General features: G+C 69.6%; 18 protein-coding genes and 1 pseudogene. 11 read left to right on the forward strand and 8 right to left on the reverse strand.

Annotation, left to right across the window (positions count from 1 at the left end):
• The first annotated feature begins 91 nt into the window (after positions 1–91).
• Positions 92–696: pseudogene (locus BN977_RS13375) on the forward strand (TetR/AcrR family transcriptional regulator).
• Here BN977_RS13375 and BN977_RS13380 read toward each other — a convergent pair.
• On the reverse strand, positions 673–1,242 hold the full coding sequence (locus BN977_RS13380; RefSeq protein ID WP_036397875.1) for a TetR/AcrR family transcriptional regulator: 570 nt from the start codon (positions 1,240–1,242) through the stop codon (positions 673–675). The pseudogene BN977_RS13375 and the gene BN977_RS13380 overlap by 24 nt on opposite strands.
• A 53-nt stretch (positions 1,243–1,295) precedes the next feature.
• Between BN977_RS13380 and BN977_RS13385 the strand changes: the two genes are divergently transcribed.
• Positions 1,296–1,940 carry a class I SAM-dependent methyltransferase gene (locus BN977_RS13385; RefSeq protein WP_024455097.1) on the forward strand — a complete coding sequence of 215 codons (645 nt, stop codon included), beginning with the start codon at positions 1,296–1,298 and terminating at the stop codon, positions 1,938–1,940.
• Here BN977_RS13385 and BN977_RS13390 read toward each other — a convergent pair.
• The 4 genes from BN977_RS13390 to BN977_RS13405 form a co-directional block, all read right to left on the reverse strand.
• Positions 1,937–3,007: an MMP endo-(1,4)-3-O-methyl-alpha-D-mannosidase gene (locus tag BN977_RS13390; protein WP_036397876.1), complete on the reverse strand. Its 1,071-nt coding sequence runs from the start codon at positions 3,005–3,007 to the stop codon at positions 1,937–1,939. The two genes, BN977_RS13385 and BN977_RS13390, sit on opposite strands and share 4 nt — an antisense overlap.
• Before the next feature lies 1 nt (position 3,008).
• Positions 3,009–3,722, reverse strand: a complete 714-nt coding sequence (locus tag BN977_RS13395; RefSeq protein ID WP_036397877.1) for a class I SAM-dependent methyltransferase — start codon at positions 3,720–3,722, stop codon at positions 3,009–3,011.
• Positions 3,716–4,948 carry an MMP alpha-(1->4)-mannosyltransferase gene (locus BN977_RS13400; protein WP_036397878.1) on the reverse strand — a complete coding sequence of 411 codons (1,233 nt, stop codon included), beginning with the start codon at positions 4,946–4,948 and terminating at the stop codon, positions 3,716–3,718. The genes BN977_RS13395 and BN977_RS13400 overlap by 7 nt, the downstream gene beginning before the upstream one ends.
• Positions 4,949–5,015: 67 nt before the next feature.
• Positions 5,016–5,552, reverse strand: a complete 537-nt coding sequence (locus BN977_RS13405) for a hypothetical protein (protein ID WP_036397879.1) — start codon at positions 5,550–5,552, stop codon at positions 5,016–5,018.
• Between the two features lie 147 nt (positions 5,553–5,699).
• Here BN977_RS13405 and BN977_RS13410 point away from each other — a divergent pair, with 147 nt between their 5' ends.
• The 5 genes from BN977_RS13410 to BN977_RS13430 all read left to right on the forward strand — a co-directional run bounded on the left by BN977_RS13410 (position 5,700) and on the right by BN977_RS13430 (position 11,590).
• Entirely contained in the window at positions 5,700–7,538 is a 1,839-nt protein-coding gene (locus BN977_RS13410; RefSeq protein WP_036397880.1) for a hypothetical protein, read from the forward strand.
• A 163-nt stretch (positions 7,539–7,701) separates the two neighbouring features.
• Positions 7,702–8,130 (forward strand): hypothetical protein, encoded by a 429-nt coding sequence (locus tag BN977_RS13415; RefSeq protein ID WP_036397881.1) that lies wholly within the window; start codon positions 7,702–7,704, stop codon positions 8,128–8,130.
• Entirely contained in the window at positions 8,127–9,401 is a 1,275-nt protein-coding gene (locus tag BN977_RS13420) for a hypothetical protein (protein ID WP_024455090.1), read from the forward strand. Before BN977_RS13415 ends, BN977_RS13420 begins: the two co-directional genes overlap by 4 nt.
• Before the next feature lie 9 nt (positions 9,402–9,410).
• Entirely contained in the window at positions 9,411–9,959 is a 549-nt protein-coding gene (locus BN977_RS13425; RefSeq protein ID WP_024455089.1) for a nicotinamidase, read from the forward strand.
• 122 nt (positions 9,960–10,081) lie between these two features.
• The gene (locus BN977_RS13430) at positions 10,082–11,590 is read left to right on the forward strand and encodes an HNH endonuclease signature motif containing protein (protein ID WP_036397882.1); all 1,509 of its coding nucleotides are present in this window, start codon (positions 10,082–10,084) and stop codon (positions 11,588–11,590) included.
• Here BN977_RS13430 and BN977_RS13435 read toward each other — a convergent pair.
• Positions 11,566–12,402 (reverse strand): enoyl-CoA hydratase/isomerase family protein, encoded by an 837-nt coding sequence (locus BN977_RS13435; RefSeq protein WP_051561332.1) that lies wholly within the window; start codon positions 12,400–12,402, stop codon positions 11,566–11,568. The two genes, BN977_RS13430 and BN977_RS13435, sit on opposite strands and share 25 nt — an antisense overlap.
• 62 nt (positions 12,403–12,464) lie before the next feature.
• Between BN977_RS13435 and BN977_RS13440 the strand changes: the two genes are divergently transcribed.
• From BN977_RS13440 to BN977_RS13455, 4 genes are read left to right on the forward strand one after another with little or no spacing between them, the layout of a single operon-like run.
• Positions 12,465–12,920: a MarR family winged helix-turn-helix transcriptional regulator gene (locus BN977_RS13440; protein ID WP_036397883.1), complete on the forward strand. Its 456-nt coding sequence runs from the start codon at positions 12,465–12,467 to the stop codon at positions 12,918–12,920.
• Positions 12,917–13,729, forward strand: coding sequence for an ATP-binding cassette domain-containing protein (locus tag BN977_RS13445; protein WP_036397884.1), 813 nt, complete (start codon positions 12,917–12,919; stop codon positions 13,727–13,729). Before BN977_RS13440 ends, BN977_RS13445 begins: the two co-directional genes overlap by 4 nt.
• A gap of 55 nt (positions 13,730–13,784) precedes the next feature.
• The gene (locus BN977_RS13450) at positions 13,785–14,531 is read left to right on the forward strand and encodes an ABC transporter permease (protein WP_109790211.1); all 747 of its coding nucleotides are present in this window, start codon (positions 13,785–13,787) and stop codon (positions 14,529–14,531) included.
• Positions 14,532–14,582: 51 nt separating this feature from the next.
• Positions 14,583–14,858 carry an SDR family oxidoreductase gene (locus BN977_RS13455; RefSeq protein ID WP_051561334.1) on the forward strand — a complete coding sequence of 92 codons (276 nt, stop codon included), beginning with the start codon at positions 14,583–14,585 and terminating at the stop codon, positions 14,856–14,858.
• Here the strand turns inward: BN977_RS13455 and BN977_RS13460 are convergent.
• Together BN977_RS13460 and BN977_RS13465 are read right to left on the reverse strand one after the other, a co-directional pair.
• Positions 14,850–16,640, reverse strand: a complete 1,791-nt coding sequence (locus BN977_RS13460) for an ArnT family glycosyltransferase (RefSeq protein WP_051561336.1) — start codon at positions 16,638–16,640, stop codon at positions 14,850–14,852. The two genes, BN977_RS13455 and BN977_RS13460, sit on opposite strands and share 9 nt — an antisense overlap.
• A 66-nt stretch (positions 16,641–16,706) precedes the next feature.
• Positions 16,707–17,921: a maltokinase N-terminal cap-like domain-containing protein gene (locus BN977_RS13465; RefSeq protein ID WP_036397885.1), complete on the reverse strand. Its 1,215-nt coding sequence runs from the start codon at positions 17,919–17,921 to the stop codon at positions 16,707–16,709.
• Between the last annotated feature and the right edge of the window lie 40 nt (positions 17,922–17,961).

Genomic DNA, 17,961 nt, shown 5'->3' on the forward strand with positions numbered 1-17,961 from the left:
CAGACCCCTACGGTGGTACTGCTCTGTACCAGCGGTGTATGCGATACGGTACTCCGTGGTACCGAATGGGCGCAAGAGTCTGGAGGAGGACATGGCCGCACCCGCCGTTCCGACATTCCGGGCCCGCCTGCTCGACGGGCTGGCCGCGTCCATCGCCGAACGCGGTTACCGGGCCACCACGGTCGCCGATATCGTCCGCCACGCCCGGACGTCCAAACGCACCTTCTATGGCGAGTTCACCGACAAGGAGGAGTGTTTCGTCGAGCTGCTGCGCGCCAACAACGACGAACTCATCGCGGGCATCCGGGCCGCGGTCGACGAGCAGGCCCCGTGGCGCGACCAGATCGCCAGGCCGCCCACTCCTACGTCGACCACATCGCGGCGCGGCCGGAGATCACCCTCAGCTGGATCCGCGAGCTGCCGGCGCTCGGCTCCTCGGTGCGCACCATTCAGCGCTCGGCGATGAGCGCACTGACCGACATGCTCATCGATCTCTCCGACAGCGACGGATTCCGCCGGGCCGGCCTGGCACCGGTGTCCCGGCCGCTGGCGGTCATCCTGCTCGGCGGGCTGCGCGAGTTGACCGCGCTGACCGTCGAGGACGGCCGGCCCGTGCAGGACATCCTGGAGCCGGCGATCACCGCCTCGGTGGCGGTGCTGGGCGCGCCGACGTCAGCCCAGGATCAGCCGGGCTGAGCGCTCCAGCCGGGGCGCGATATCGGCGTAGGAGACATACCCCATGCCGGCCCGGACCAGCGCGCCGGAATACAGCAGTTCCAGCGACTCGATGACGTCCAGGTCGGTGTCGGGGCCCAGCGCGGTAAGCAACCGCTCGCGGATGTCGCGGCCGATGCGCTGGCGCAACACCTCGACGTCGGGATCGCGCGCCAGCAGGGCGCTGGTCACCGCGCCGGCGAATTCCGGTTCGTCGGCCACCAACAGCGCGATGTGCCGCAACACCTCGCTGGCCCGGACCACCGCGTCGCCGTCGCCGTGTTCGGTGGGCGGCGAGGCCGCCAGCCGACGCCAGAACACCTCTGCGACAAGGTGTTCCTTCGAGGAGAAGTAGGTATAGGCGGTGGCCGCGCCCACCCCGGCGTCGGCGGCCACCCGGCGCACCGTCAGCGCACCGAAGCCCTCGCGGTTGAGCAGGTCGATGGCGGCATTGCCGAGCCGCTCGACGGTATCGGCCTGTTTGGCACTCAGGCGACGCCGAGTCGACTCCAGAGCCGCGTCGGACACGTGTCTGGACGCTACTACAACAACCGGGTACCAGCAACGGTAGGTTGACTGCCATGACTGCAACCGCCCTGCCGCCCGACGCCGCGCGGCTCTTCGAGTTCGCCGAGACGGTCACCGGTTTCATGCCCGCCGACGAGGGCCGCGCGCTCTACGACGCGGCCGTGCGCTACCTGTCCGGCGGCGTCGGGGTCGAGATCGGTACCTACTGCGGCAAGTCCACGGTGCTGCTCGGCGCGGCGGCCCGGCAGGTCGGCGGCACCATCTACACCGTCGACCACCACCACGGTTCCGAGGAGCACCAGCCCGGCTGGGAGTACCACGACACCACGCTGGTGGACCCGGTGACCGGCCGCTTCGACACGCTGCCGTCGCTGCGCCACACCCTCGACCTGGCCGGCCTGGAGGATCAGGTGGTGCCGATCGTCGGGAAGTCCCCGGTGGTGGCGCGGGTGTGGGGAATGCCGTTGCAGTTCTTGTTCATCGACGGCGGCCACACCGAAGAGCACGCCCAGCGCGACTACGACGGCTGGGCCCGCTGGGTAGCACCGGGCGGCGCGCTGGTGATTCACGACGTCTTCCCCGACCCGAACGACGGCGGTCAGGCGCCGTATCACATCTACCGCCGGGCCATCGATTCCGGCGAGTTCCGTGAGGTGTCGGTGACGCGCTCGCTGCGGTTGCTGGAGCGGGTCGGCTAGCGGCCGGAAGCCGCACAGGCGCAGTCGAATTCGCCTTCGAGTCCACGAGGCAGCCCGGCCCCGCGGAAGATGCCGCTGGCCGGGGTGGTGCAGGACAGCGCGTCGGCGGCCAGGATCATCGCCGCACCGGTCCAGGTGGTGCGCTCCTCGGGCCAGCGTTTCCCGTCGGCGAACACCAGCCCGGTCCAGTACGAGCCGTCCCCTTCGCGCAGATGCTGCATGGCCGCGAACTGTTCGTGCGCCTTGGCGCGAGCACCGATGGCGTCCAGTGCCATCACCAGCTCGCAGGTCTCGGCACCGGTAACCCACGGCCGGTGGTCCACGCACCGGATTCCGAGGCCGTCGACCACGAAGTCGTTCCAGCGTTCGGCGATGCGGGCATGCGCCGCGGCCCCGCGCAGCGCGCCGCCCAGCACCGGGTAGTACCACTCCATCGCGTGGGAATCTTTGGGGGCGAAGGCTTCCGGATGATCGGTGATGGCGTGGCCGAGCGCGCCGACCGCCACTTCCCATTCCGGCTGCGCTTCACCGAGATAGTTGGCCAGCGCCAGCGCGCACCGGATGCTGTGGTAGATGCTGGCACACCCGGTCAGCAGCGCCTCGTCCATCATGCCGGCGTCGCTTCGGGCCCAACTGATCTGGCCGCCGGGAAGTTGCATACCGAGCACCAGGTCGATGGCCCGGCTCACCGTGGGCCACATGTGCACGGCGAAGCGCCGGTCCCCGGTGACCAGCACGTGATGCCACACCCCGGTGGCGATATAGGCGCAGAAGTTGCTGTCGGTGTTGGCGTCCTCGACGACGCCGCCCCGCACCTGGATCGGCCAGGAACCGTCGGCGCGCTGGGTGGTGCGGCACCACTCGAAGCCGGCCCTGGCCGGTTCGATCAGCCCGGCCACCGTCAGCGCCATCAGGTTTTCCACGTGATCCCACGGGTCGGTGTGCCCGCCGACCGACCACGGCACGGCACCATCGGATTCCTGGGTGTCGGCGATCGACTCGGCCGTCTGCCGACACTGACGCGGCGTCAGCACACCTGACACACCGGGAATCGCGAGGTGCGGCATGTCAGACCGGCTTGGTGAAGTACAGCGCCACGCTCTTGCCGATCAGCGGGTTGAGCAGGTCCTCGGCGGTGCGGGTCAGCCAGGGCCGGCTCATCATGTCCCACACCAACAGCTTGTGGTAGGCCGTGACCGCCGGGTGTTTCGGTTTGTCAACGCCGACAGCGCATTTCAGCCACCAGAACGGTGAGTGCAGGGCGTGGGCGTGGTGGGCGTGGGCGAACGTCACACCCCGCGCGGTGATCTTGTCGCGCAGTTCGTCGGCGCGATAGATACGGATGTGGCCGCCCTCGTTGGCGTGGTATTCGTCGGACAGCAGCCAGCACACCTTCTCCGGCAACCAGCGCGGCACGGTCACCGCCAGCGTGCCGCCGGGTTTGAGCACCCGGACCAGTTCGGCGATCGCGCGATCGTCGGCGGGCACGTGCTCCAAGATCTCCGAGGCGATCACCACGTCGAAGGTGCCGTCGGCGTAGGGCAGGTCCAGGGCGTCACCCTTGACCGCCTCCGCGCGCGCCCCGGCCGGCGCCTCGCCCTGCTCCTTCATCGCGGTCAGGATGGCGTCCACATCGTTGAGGTCCTCGACACTCTGGTCGAAGGCGATGACGTCGGCGCCGCGCCGGTAGGCCTCGAACGAGTGCCGGCCCGCACCGCAGCCCACGTCGATCACCGAGGTGCCGGGCCCGATGCCCAGCCGGTCATAGTCGACGGTCAGCACGTCGTCTTCCTCTCGATCGCCTTCTCGTACACCGCAACCGTCTGGGCGGCCACGGATTCCCAACTGAACACGTCCAATGCCCGTCGGCGGCCGGCCGCGCCGAGCGTGCGGCGCTGCGCCGGGGAATCCAACAATTCGCCGAGCACCGCGGTGAGCCGGTCGATATCGCCGGGCGGCACCAGGCGCGCACACGCACCCTCGGTGCCCAGCACCTCCGGCAGCGCCCCGGCCCGGCTGGCCACGATGGGTGTACCGCTGGCCATCGCCTCCACCGCCGGCAGCGAGAATCCCTCGTACAGCGAAGGGATGCAAGCGATCTCGGCGGACGCCAGCAGTCCGGCCAACTCCTCGTCCGGCAGCCCGCTGGAGGCGTGCACGATATCGGAGATGCCGAGTTCGGCGATCAGCTTCTCGGTGGGGCCGTTGGGTTCCAGCTTGGACACCAACTGCACGTCGAGGTTGTGCCGGGCGCGCAACCGGGCAACGGCGTGCAGCAGGTTGCTCACCCCCTTGAGCGGCACGTCGGCGCTGGCGATCGCGATGATGCGCCCGGGCACCCGCTGTTCGGCGGGCCGGAACAGTTCGGTGTCCACCCCCAGCGGCACCACGTGCAGCTGGTCCTCGGACACCCCGAAGTCCTCGGCGATATCGGCGGCCGAGGTGCTGGAGACGGTCAGCAGTTCCGGAATGCGGCGGGCCACCCGCTTCTGCATCTCGGCGAATCCGTACCAGCGCCGCACCAGCGGCTTGCGCCACCACGGGGCCGCGGCCACCTCGAGCACCCGGTCCCGGGTGATGGGGTGATGCACGGTGGCGACCAGCGGGATGTCCTTCGCGACGCCCAGCAGTGCCGCGCCCAGGCTCTGGTTGTCGTGCACCACGTCGAAGTCGTCGCGGCGCCCGGCCAGGATGCGCGCGGCCCGCATGCAGAAGGTGCGCGGCTCGGGGAAGCCGGCCGACCACATGGTCGCCAGTTCCAGCACATCGATGTGGTCCCGGATCTCGCTCGGGTGCGGCACCCGGAACGGATCGGGTTCGCGGTACAGGTCCAGGCTGGGCACCTGCGTCAGCGTGACGCGCGGGTCGAGGCCTTCCGGATAGGGCTGCCCGGAGAACACCTCCACCTGGTGTCCGAGCTCGACGAGCCCGCGCGACAGGTGCCGCACGTACACACCCTGGCCACCGCAATGCGTCTTGCTCCGGTAGGAGAGAAGGGCGATGCGCACGTCAGCTCAATCCGCTGAACTGCAGCGGGGCCACACTGGACATGTGTCCAGACTATAGTTTGACGAGCTAGCAGACGCAATGCGTCCGGCGGGTTCCTTCCGGGTTCGGCAGCACGAAGGCAAACGGGGTCGGGAAGCCCAGACCGGTCAGCCCACCGCGCCGGACGGTGTCGATCGCGACGGCGCGCACCTGCCCGGAACTCGGCTCATAGCAATACAGGCGGCCCTCCCCGGCGTCGACGACGAGCACCCAGTGCCGCGGGATGAACCGGCCGACGAGCACCGCCACCGGGCGCCCGGACCGGACCGCGGCCAGCACATCCGCGAGGTCGTCACGGCCGCCGGACAACAGTCCCCGGAACACCCGCCATCGGTACCGGACCGGGCTGTGCGCGTTGATCGCCCGCGCCACCCCGGCCGGCGTCGTACCCAGCCGCCGCGGCCAGATCCGGTTGACCAGCCGGTGCACCCGACCCTGCTCGGCGTGGAAGTGCGGCTCGTCCAAGACCGCGCGGTAGGCCGGGTCCAGCAGCGCACCGGCCACCACCGCCACGGTGGGACCACAGGTGACGCCGTCGCGCTGGCGCAGGCCGGCGAGCTTCATCGCATCCAGGCTAGTGGCGAAGGGCTACCCAGGCGCCAGCAAAGTGCCTAGGCTCAGGCAAACAACCGGTACCCCTGGTTTCGGATACAGCTTTCTGTCAATATTACCGACGAGTAAGTACGGCTCTTCGACGTAGCGGGGTGGGTAATGACGCAACACATCGCAGACGGTGTCTCGATTTCGGCCGCGGCCGGAACCGAAGGCGGGGGTGCCGCGCTGGACCAGGTGATCGGCATGTCGGTGGCCACCGCCATCATCACCGCGGGCCTGCTCTGGATCGGCTATCTGCACCGGCAGCGGCGCATCACCTGGTTGCAGAACCTGGCAGAGACGGCCGGCCGCAAGATGAACCGGCCGCCCTGGGTGGCGCTGCCCTCGCTGCTGTTCACCTCGACCATCATCTGCGCGATGTTCGGCTTCATCTGGGATGTCAGCCTGCACATCGGCAAGGGCCGGGACTCCGGACCGCTGGCCAACCCGGCCCACTACTTCATCCTGATCGGCCTGTTCCTGCTGTTCATCGCGGGCTCGCTGGCGATCATCCTGCCCTACGAGAAGCCGGGGCCGGCCGCGGTGAAGATCACCCGGACCTGGTACGCGCCCGTGGGCGGCATCCTGATGGCCGGTTGCGGCCTGTACGCGCTCATCGGGTTTCCGCTCGACGACGTCTGGCACCGGATCTTCGGCCAGGACGTCACGTTGTGGGGGCCGACCCACCTGATGCTGATCGGCGGCGCGGGGCTGTCCCTGGTGGCCACCCTGCTGCTGACGCGGGAGGGCGATATCGCGATGGGCGCCGACGCTCCGGTACAGCGCCGCAGCATCCTGGCGTATCTGGCCTGCGGTGGCCTGGTCATCGGCCTGTCGGTGTTCCCCGTCGAGTACGACTTCGGTGTCGAGCAGTTCCGGCTGGTCCTGCATCCCATGCTGATCGCGGCCGCGGCGGCCATGGCGCTGGTCACCACCCGGCTCATGCTCGGCCGTTTCGCGACGTTCGGCGCGATTGCCTTCGCGCTGCTCATCCGCGGTTTGGTGGCCTTCGCCGTGGGCGGGGTGCTGGGTGCGCCCTACAGCTGGTTCGCGCTCTATCTCGGCTCTGCCCTCGTGGTGGAACTCCTCGGCCTGACCCCGTTGGTCGACCGCCCCCTCCTGTTCGGTGCCGTCGCCGGCCTGGGCATCGGGTCCGTCGGGATGTGGCTGGAGTCGTTCTGGATCGACGCCGTGTTCCGCAACCCGTGGCCGCAGAGCATGTGGGCTGAGGCGCTGGCGATGTCGGTGCCCGTCGCGATCGGGATGGGCATGTGCGGTGCACTGCTGGCGATCGTCCTCACCGGACAGAAACTGCCGCGCCGCCCCGTCGGGATCGGCATCGTGGCCGCCACGGTGTTGGTCATCGGCGGCGCCGTCGCCAACGGGCTGAATGTCACCGTGCCCGAGAACGCCAGCGCGCAGATCACGCTCACCGATACGCCCAGCTCTGAGGGCCAGCGGCTGGCCAACGCCGACGTCCGGATCACCCCGGCGAACCTGATCGGCGACGACCCGGAGTGGGTGTCGATCCTGGCCTGGCAGGGCAAGCTCGATCACGAACGCGGGTTGGTCATCGATCACCTGGAGAAGGTGGGCCCCGGTCACTACCGCTCGACGCGGCCCATCCCGGTCTGGGGGACCTGGAAGACCGTGCTGCGGGTACAGGACGGCCGGACCATGGCCGCCGTGCCGATCTTCCTGCCCGCCGACCCCGGGATCGGCGCCGAGGAGACCCCGGCCCTGGCCTCGACCACGCGCGACTTCACCGAGGAGATCAAGGTGTTGCAGCGCGAACGCAATCTCGACGTGCCGTCCTGGCTGTACAGCGCCGCCTCGCTGGTGGTCCTGGTGCGCTCGCTGATCCTGGTGGCCTTGCTGAGTTGGGGTGCGGGACGGATCAATTCACGTGAGCAGCACAGCACCGCCGAGACCCGGGAACCCGTCGGGCAGTCGTGACGGTTCTCGCCGACCACTCGCTCTGGCTGGCGCTGCCGGCGTTCGCACCGGCCGTCGTGGTTGCCGGCGTGGTGGCGTGGGTGGCCATGCGCGACCGCCGGGCCGGCCCCGATGATGGGTCTGACAGCGAGGACCCAGGTTCGACCGAAGAGGATGACTCAGCGTGAAGCTCGTGAAGACACTGACCGCCGTCGGTGCGGTCGCCCTGGTGGTCGCTGGTTGCGGCGGTGCGCCGTCGTCTGAGACCACCGGCACCTCGGCCCCCACCGGTTCGGCGAACACCGGCTCGGCGGCCCCGGAGATGACCGACCAGCAGTCCCCGCCGGAGCGGGTCGTCATCGACGTCACCATCGCCGGGGGCAATGTCACCCCGACCAATCAGCAGGTCCAGGCGAAGGTCAAGCAGCCGATCATCGTGCGGGTCAACAGCGATGCCGCCGATCAGCTGCACGTGCACTCCAACCCCGAGCACACCTTCGACATCAAGCCGGAGAACGGGCAGGCGTTCCAGTTCACCGTGGACGTGCCGGGCAGGGTTGACGTCGAACTGCACCACCTGAACAAGACGGTCGCGACCATCACGGTGCAGTGACCGTACTGGCGCACGGGCTCGGCGGTTCCACCGATCTCCCGATCCCGCTGACCTACGCGCTGATCGGCGCGGCGTGGGCGCTGACCTTCACCTTCGCGGTGGTGGCGCTGGCGTGGCGGAAGCCCCGTTTCGATCCCGCGACGCCGGGACGGCCGCTGCCGAGCTGGGTGACGTCGTTCGTCGACGCGCCCCCGACCCGCTGGGCGGTGGGCCTGCTGGGGCTCGGGTTCGCGGTGTGGGTGGCGGCCGCCGCCGTCCTCGGACCGCAGAACTCGTCCAACGCCCTGCCCGGGGTGTTCTACGTGCTGCTGTGGGTCGGATCGGTCGCGCTGTCAGTGCTTTTCGGTCCGGTGTGGCGAGCGCTGTCCCCGGTGCGTACGGTGGCCCGGCTGTTCCGGATCCGGGCGAACTCCTATCCCGAGCGCTTGGGATACTGGCCCGCGGCATTGGGCCTGTTCGCCTTCGTCTGGCTCGAGCTCGCCAGCCCGGACCCGGGTTCGCTTTCCGCCGTGAAGATTTGGTTGGTCGTCTACCTCGGCGTCACCCTGGGTGGGGCGTTCGCGTTCGGCACGCGCTGGTGCTCGCATGCCGACCCGTTCGAGGTGTACAGCGTGGTCGCCTCGCGGTGCGCGCCGGTGCGCCGCAACCCCGACGGGCGGATCGCGCTGGGGAACCCGTTCAACCACCTGCCCACGCTGCCGATCCGGCCGGCGTCGGTGACCGTGTTGGCGGTGCTGCTCGGGTCGACGGCCTTCGACAGTTTCTCGGCTACGCCCGCCTGGCGCGGTTTCGTCGACGCGCACACGTCCGGCGCCTGGCAGGCAACGGCTTTCAAGACCGCGGGCCTGGTGGTCTTCGTGGCGACGGTGGCGGTGACGTTCAGCCTGGCGGCCCGTGCGACGGGCGGGGTCGACCGGGAGTTGCGCCGGCGGCTGCCGGGCTTGATGGCGCATTCGTTGATCCCGATCGTCATCGGTTATGTGTTCGCGCACTATCTGACCTATCTGGTCGAGAAGGGCCAGCAGACGGTGTACGCGCTGCTGGGGATGCACGACGCTCAGGTCTATTACGTGCTGTCCCTGCATCCGTCGGCGCTGGCCACGTCGAAGGTGCTCTTCGTCGTGGTCGGCCACATCGCCGGGGTGATCGCCGCACACGACTGCGCGTTACGGGTGCTGCCCAAGCGACATCAGTTGACCGGGCAGCTGGCGATGATGCTGGTGATGGTCGGCTACACGTTCACCGGGTTGTACCTGCTGTTCGGCGGCTAGGCTTTCGGCATGCGAGCCTTGATCGTCGTCGACGTGCAACGCGACTTCTGCGAGGGCGGCTCACTGGCCGTGGCCGGTGGCGCCGAGGTCGCCCGGGCGCTGACCGCGCTGTTGAGTGCGCACGAGTACGACCATGTGGTGGCCACCAAGGACCACCACATCGATCCCGGTTCGCATTTCTCCGACGAGCCGGATTACCGGGAGTCCTGGCCGCGCCACTGCGTGGCGGGTACGCCAGGGGTGCAGTTCCATCCGGACTTCGACCCGTCGGCGGTCGAGGCGGTGTTCACCAAGGGTGAGTACGCGGCCGCCTACAGCGGTTTCGAGGGTGCCGACGCGTCGGGCACCGGGTTGGCTTCGTGGCTGCGGTCGCGCGGGGTGGACGAGGTGGACGTGGTGGGTATCGCCACCGACTACTGCGTGAAGGCGACCGCGGCCGACGCGGCGGCCGAGGGTTTCCGCACCCGCGTGCTGCTCGATCTCACCGCGGGCGTGGCACCGACGAGTACGGCGGAGGCGGTCGACGCCTTGCGTTCGGCCGGCGTCGAGGTCGTCTAGCCGGGGGTGGTGGTGTGGTGGTTGCCCGCCTCTGAGCGACTTTTCAGCGACAACGGTCGAATGTGTTGCTGCCGTGGGTTTTTCTGCGGTCGGTTGTCGGGGCCCCGGAGTAGGGTGAACGTATGTTCGATCCGGCTTCCCTGGGTGCTGCGGAGCTGATCGATGCGCTGCGGGACAGGACCCGCAGTGAGGCGGTGGCCGCTTCCGACCGATTGGCGGTGATTGCGGCGATCGTCGCCCGGCATTGCGATGACGAGGACGACGAGATCGCTCACGCGGCGATCGACGGTTGGGAGTGCGCCACCGCCGAGGTGTCAGCCGCCTGCGGACTGACCAAGCAGGCCGCGGCGGGGCAGATGCGCATCGCGGTCGCCTTGCGCGACCGGCTACCGAAAGTCGGCGCGCTGCTGGCCGCCGGGGACGTCTCGGCGAGAATCGCCGCCGCGATCACGTGGCGCACCCGCCTGGTGATTCACGAGGAAGCTCTGGCCCTCATCGACGCTGCCCTCGCCGGCATCGCCGCCCAGCTGGGGACGTTGTCACAGAAGAACATCGAGGACAGCATCGACGTGTGGATCGAGAAATTCGATCCGAGCGCCGTGCTGGGCGCCCGCAGCGCCGCCCAGTCGCGCTATCTGGAATTCGGGGGTGCTGACGATCTCGCCGGCACCATCGGGGTCTACGGGCGGCTGCTGGCCACCGACGCCGCGGTGCTGCGGAGTCGGCTCACCGCGATCGCCGCCACCGTCTGTGACGACGACCCCCGCACCACCACCCAGCGGATGGCCGATGCGCTGGGTGTGCTCGGCGCCGACCCGACCGCCGACCGGCTGGCCTGCCAATGCGGCAATCCCGAATGCCCCGCAGCGGGCGAAGACCCCCGCGCGGCCGCGGTCACCGTGTACGTGCTCACCGACGCAATGCCCGGCGCGGATGCCGACCGCGCACCGACCGAGCCGCCACCTGGGCCCGACCCAGCCCCCGACTCGGGGTCGGCCGGTGCGACACCCGGCCCGCCGCCACCGGCGACACCTCGAGATCCCCAACTGCGAACCACACCAGGCGTGCTGCTCGGTGGAGGCGTCCTGCCCGCCCCCATGCTGGCCGACCTCGTCACCGCCGGCGCCCGCATCAAAACCCTGCCCACCCCCGCCGACCTGCCCGCCGAACCCGGCTACCGGCCGTCGGCGACTCTGGCCACCTGGGTCCGCACCCGCGACCTCGTCTGTAGCTTCCCCGGCTGCACCCACTCCGCCCAGCGCTGCGACGTCGACCACGTCATCCCGTGGCCCGCCGGAGCCACCCACCCGGGCAACCTCTCGGCCAAATGCCGCACCCACCACCTACTCAAAACCTTCGGCGGGTGGACCGACCGACAACACCCCGACGGCACCCACACCTGGACCAGCCCCACCGGTCACACCTACACCACCGTGCCGCTGACTCGAATCCTCTTCCCCGACAGAGTCATTCACACTCCCGCACCACCAGCCCAAGCGGTCACCACCACCAGCGACCGCCATTTGGCGATGCCCCGGCGCCGACGCACACGCACCGAAACCCGCACCGCCCGCATCACCGCCATGCGCCGACTCAACCAGGACACCTATGCCGAACCCCCGCCCTTCTGAGGTGATGTGCGCTCCCGAGTCGGGTCCACCGGCCGGCCGGTCCATCTGGGCGGCCGCTGATCCAGGTGCGCACGCACCCCTTCGCGGGCGTCGTCGTGGCCCATCAGGTGCAGGTGGATATCGGTCTCGCGGGCACCGACCTGCTCTCGCGTCAGCCCGAACGAATCCCACAGCAGCCGCTTGCTGGCGGCCACCGACATCGGCGCGGTGTTGTCCGCGATATCGCGGGCGATCTCGAGTGCGGCGGGCAGCACCTGCGCCGAGTCCAACGCTTGGCTGCCCAGTCCCAGCTCGACCGCCCGCCGACCGTCGAAAGTCCGTCCCGTCAGCAGGATTTCGGCGGCCACGGACATCCCCACCAAGCGCGGTAACAGCCAGTGCGAGTATGCGTCCCCCACCACACCGCGGCGCACCTGCACCACGCCACAGCGCGCGTCCGCGGCGAAGATCCGGATATCGCACTGCAGGGCCAAGGTCAGCCCGAGGCCGATGGCATGCCCGTTCACCGCGGCGATCACCGGCTTGTCGAGGGTCCAGGCCGGCACCTCGATCCCGGCGGCGCTGAAGCCCGCGCCCGGTTCGGTGAAGGTGCGCTCCCCGGCGCCCAGGTCGGCACCCGCGCAGAACGCCGGCGGAGCGCCGGTGAGCACCACCGCTCGGACGTCGTCATCGGCGGCACAGCGGCGGTAGGCGTCGGCGAGCTCTTCGCGCATGCCGTCGCCGATGGCATTGCGCCGCTCGGGCCGGTTCAGGGTGATGACGGCGACGCCGCCGTCGACATCGAGCAGCAGCGTCCGGTACGGGGGCACCACCTCATCATGGGGTACCGCGCACACCGCTTCAAATACCTCTGTAACAGAGGTAATATGGCGGTGTGGATACGCACCCCGACCTGGTCACCGAGCTGTTCGGCGTGGTGGGGCGGTTGCGCCGCCAGCTCCGCCGTTCGGCCGGGGGCCGCGGCTTCGACCGCACCGGGCTGACCCAATCGCAGGCCGAGCTGTTGCGCCTGGTCGGCCGCAACCCGGACATCTCCGTGCGGGAGGCCGCCGCCGAACTCAGCCTGGCGCCCAACACCGCCTCCACCCTGGTGTCCAGACTGGCCGCCGACGGTCTGCTCATCCGCGGGGTGGACGACACCGATCGCCGGGTCGGGCGGCTCCGGCTGGCGCCATCCGCGCAACGCATCGCCGACGAATCCCGGCGCGCCCGCCGCGCCGCGCTGGCCGACGCCCTGGCCGAACTCGCCCCATCTCAAATCGACGAGCTGGCAAAAGGTTTGCACGTCATCGCCGAGCTGACCCGGATCCTTCAGGAGAGGCAACCATGACTTCCGCACCCTCGGCCATCGCCTGCGCCGGGCTCACGCACCGCTACGGCCAGTTCACCGCCGTGGACGACCTGAACCTAAAGGTGCGCACCGGCGAGACCATGGGACTGCTCGGCCCCAACGGCGCAGGCAAGACCACCGTCATCCGGGTACTGACCACCCTCACCCCGGTGCAACACGGCTCGGTCCAGATCTTCGGGCTGGACTCCCGGCGCAACACCATGGATATCAGGTTCAATATCGGTTATGTGCCGCAACAGCTTTCCATCGAGGCGGCGCTGACCGGCCGGCAGAACGTCGAGCTGTTCGCCCGGCTCTACGATGTGCCCCGTCGGGAGCGGGCCGAGCGGGTTGCCGACGCATTGGCCGCCATGCAGCTCTCCGATGTCGCCGATAACGTGGCCGGGACCTATTCCGGCGGTATGGTGCGCCGGCTGGAACTGGCGCAGGCACTGGTGAATCGGCCGTCGTTGCTGTTGCTGGACGAACCGACGGTGGGTCTGGACCCCATCGCGCGCGACAGCGTCTGGGAGCAGGTGGGCCGGATGAAAGCCGACTACGGCATGACCGTGCTGCTGACCACGCACTACATGGGTGAGGCGGACGCGCTCTGTGACCGGGTGGCACTGATGCACCACGGCCGCCTGCAGGCCGTCGGCACCCCGGCCGAGCTGAAGGCAACCGTCAGCGACACCGCCACCCTGGAAGATGTCTTCCGGCATTACGCGGGTTCGGATCTCGACGAGCCCACCCAGGCGGGTTTGCGCGAGGTGGCGGCGGCCAGGAGGACGGCGCGCCGTGTCGGCTGAAACCATCACCCTGATCCGCGCGCCGCGCGGCTGGCGCCGAGTGCGCGGGCTGGCCATGCGCATCGGCGCCTTTGCCCTCGTCGAACTGCAGAAGCTCCGGCACGACCGCACCGAGCTGTTCACCCGCATGGTCCAACCGGCGCTGTGGCTGCTCATCTTCGGCCAGACGTTCAGCCGGCTGCACGTCATCGACACCGGCCACGTCGACTATCTGGCCTTCCTGGCGCCCGGCATCATCGCCCAGTCCGCGCTGTTCATCTCGATCTTCTATGGCATCCAGATCATCTGGGACCGGGACGCCGGCATCTTGGCCAAGTTGATGGTCACCCCCGCCCCACCGTCGGCATTGGTGACGGGCAAGGCGTTCGCCGCCGGGGTGCGGTCGGTGGTGCAGGTCATCGGGGTGGTGGCGCTGGCCTATCTGCTCGGGGTGCACATGACGGTGAACCCGCTGCGCATCCTGGGTGCCATGGTCGTGGTGGTGCTCGGATCGGCGTTCTTCGCATGCCTGTCCATGACGCTCGCGGGGCTGGTCCGGCACCGCGACCGCCTGATGGGCATCGGCCAGGCCATCACCATGCCGTTGTTCTTCGCCTCCAACGCGCTCTACCCGGTCGACGTGATGCCGCAGTGGCTGCGTTGGCTCTCGGCGGTGAACCCGTTGAGCTATGAGGTGAACGCGTTGCGCGGTTTGCTGATCGGCACCCCCTCCAACGGCTGGGTCGATATCGCGGTGCTGATCGCCGCCGCGGTACTCGGCATCGCCAGCGCGTCGGCGCTGCTGCGCCGCCTGGTGCGGTAAGACACATCGGCGGCATATCGGGCACCCAGCTTGCCGGCGTTGACTTGGGGCATGGAAACCGACAGTCGCAGCACCGGATCCGTGGTCATCGTGCCGAACGCCGGGACGGTCGAGGGGCACCGTGCCGTGCGCGCACTGCTGGCCGCCGGGCACCGCGTGGTGGCCACCGACCGGCACGCGGCCGCGCTGGTACCGCTGCTGCAGGACCGCGACGCCGACCGGCTGTTGCTGCTGGCGGCCGACACCACCGACGCCGAGCAGTGGCGCTGCGTACTCGACAGGGCGGCAACACGATTCGGATCGGTGCCGCTGCCGCTGTCAGCGTGACGGCGCGGCCAGGTCGTACACCGTCGTCGAGCCGAGCACCGCGGCCGGGAAGTGGGCGGCCACCCACTGCGTGATATCGCCGTGGGCGCGGGTGTTCAGGGACGGCCCATGCCCCGAAGCCTTCTCCACCAGGTAGTAGCCGATCTGATGGCGGGCCACGTCCTGCTGGAACTGACCCAGCGTCGGCGCGGGATCGGTGCCGGAGAACCCTCCGATCGCCATCACCGCGGTGTGGGTGGACAGCTCCAAACCCGCAGCGGTGTTGGAGCGTTCGACGGCCGCCGACCACCGGGTGTGGCTGGCCGACAACAGCGCATCGAGTGCCGGGGTGTCCGCGTCGCGGCCCCACCCACCGGTGTCCTTCGCCGATCGGTGTGGGCCGACGGTCGGCCCACCACCTTGATGTGCGCTGGCGGCGGTGGCCACCGCGTAGGCCGCCGGACCGAGCAGGGCCGCGCAGACACCCAGCATCAGCGCCACCCGCACGGCGGCGGGGCGCCCGATCCAGAGCGCCAGGACCGCCGCCGCCAAGACCAGGATCGCCACGCGAATCCAGGGCTGCCAGTGCGGGTTCCGGTGTAACAGCCACCATCCCCAGGCCGCGGTGCCGGCGAGCAGCACCGTCAATCCCGATCGGCCGAACCAGCCGTCCCGGCACACCCACATCCGCCGTACACCGATCGCGTACATGGCGGCGACGGCCGGTGCCAGGGACAGGCAGTAGTAGGCGTGCACGGTGCCGTGCATCAGGCTGAGCACCACCCCGTCGACCACCATCCAGCCGCCGAACAGCATGGCGCCCGCGCGGATCCGGTCGGTGCGTGGTGCCCGCCCGCGTTCCACCAGGACCAGCGCGGTGGCCAGCAGCGCTCCGGGCAGCAGCCAGCCGATCTCGAAACCGAACTCGCCGTTGAACAATCGGGTCAGGCCCTGCGATTGCCCGCCCCAGCCGCCGAGGTCACCGCCTTGACTGCTCATCGAGCCGAACATTGTGGTGTTGTGCCGGCCCAGGATTCGGGCAATGCCGTTGTAGCCCAGGACCAGGTTCATGAAGTTGTTGTCGGTGGACCCGGCCAGATACGGCCGCGACGACGCCGGCCAGACCAAGGTCAGCACCACATACCAGCCGGCCGAGACCACAAACGCCACCAACGCCGCCAACAGGTGCAACAACCGCCGCCCCAGCACCACCGGCGCCGCAACCAGATACACCAGCCCGATCGCCGGCACCACCATCAACCCTTCGAGCATCTTGGCCAGAAAGGCGAACCCCAACGCCACCCCGGCCAACACCATCCAGCGGGCCCCGTTTCGGTCCAGTGCCCGCACCGCGCAATACGCCGCGGCCGTCATCAACAACACCATCGCCGCATCCGGGTTGTTGAACCGGAACATCAACACCGCCACCGGCGTCAACGCCAACCCGGCACCGGCCAACAGGCCCGCCCACGGCCCACCGATCCGGCGCACCGCCCCGTACAGCAGTGCCACCGAGCCGACGGCCATCAACGCCTCGGGCACCAGCATGCTGGCGCTGCTGAACCCGAACAGCTGACCCGACAGGCCCATCACCCACTGCGACACCGGCGGCTTGTCCACCGTGATGAAATTGCGCGCATCCAGCGACCCGAACAGCAGCGCCTCCCAGTCCTGCGACCCGGCCTGAGCCGCCGCCGCATAGAACTGATTGCCCATCCCGTTGACCGTGATATGCCACAGGTAGAACACCGCCGTCCCGATCAGCAGCGCGGCGAGGACGGCGCGGTCCCTCAGGTTGGTCACACCGAACAGTCAGCCATCCCGACCGTGAGCGGACCTGTGGGCCCGTCGTGAACCAGCTGTGCGCGGCTACCCGGCCGCGAGCCTGGTGACGGCACCCAGCGGGATCGGCAACCAGTCCGGGCGGTAGCGGGCTTCGTACCCGACCTCGTAGACGGCCTTGTCGAGCTCGTACGCCGCCAGCACCGCGGCCTGCTGGCGCGGGTCGGCGCCGGTGACGGCGGCGTAGCCCGCACAGAAGGCGCCGCACTGGGCGTCCACCCAGTGCCGTGCGCCCCGGGCGGCGTAGTCGTAGGACCGCAGCATTCCCGCGATATCGCGCAGGGCGGCGTCCGGGCGGCGGCGTTCGGCCAGCGGCTGCCCGGGCTCGCCTTCGAAATCGATGATCAGCCAGGTGGTCGGGGTACGCAGCACCTGGCCCAGGTGCAGGTCGCCGTGGATGCGCTGCACGGTCGCCGGCGTATCGGCGAGGGCGCGGTAACGCTGCTCGATGCGCGGGACGAACTCGCGCAATTGCGGCACCGCGCCGGCCGTGGCGTGCAGCCTCCGGATCCAGGTGTCGACGGGGAACGGCGCGGTCTCGGTGCCGAGCGTGGCCGCCAGCGCGGCGTGCACCGTGCCGACCGCCTCACCGAGACGTCCCGACTCGGCCGTGAAGTCCGCCCCGTCGCGGGCCGCCGCCAGCGCCAGGTCCCAGCCGTCGGTCGAACCGGCGGCGAAGGTGGTCAGCATGCCGAGCGCGTACGGCTCGGCGCCTGCGGCCAGCTGGTAGCTGCCCAGCAGCGGCGTCACATGGGGGTTACCGGTCAGCGCGCGGGTCAGTTCGATATCGGGGTTGATGCCGGGGATGACCCGGCGGAACACCTTGAGAATGGCCTGATTTCCGAAGACCACGCTGGTGTTGGATTGTTCGGCGCCCAGCCGGCGACCCACCCGGTCGGCCGGCAGTTCGGCGCCGGGTTCACGCACGAAGGTGACCGGACCGGTCGAGGCCGAAGACGCGATCAGGTCCAGCAGGACACCGGCCGCGGCCGGGTCGGCCATCCCGTCGTAGCCGTCGCGGTCGCCGTCGGAGCCGATCCGGGCCGTGGCGTCACCGGAGCCCCACCGCACCAGGACCTGGTACTGCTCGGCCGGCCCGTCGGTGTAGTGGGCGTCGAGCAGCGCCAGATCGAGGTCCGGCGCCAGGGTCACGACATGCTCGGCCTTCACCGCGCTCAGTTGCCGGCCGCGGCCCGAATACCAGCGCTGCTGCGGCAGCCAGGTGTCGAACGGAAGGTTCACTCCTCGTTCGTACCCGACCGCCGTTGTTCGTACACCCCGG

The sequence above is a fragment of the Mycolicibacterium cosmeticum genome, from assembly GCF_000613185.1.
Taxonomy (GTDB): domain Bacteria; phylum Actinomycetota; class Actinomycetes; order Mycobacteriales; family Mycobacteriaceae; genus Mycobacterium; species Mycobacterium cosmeticum.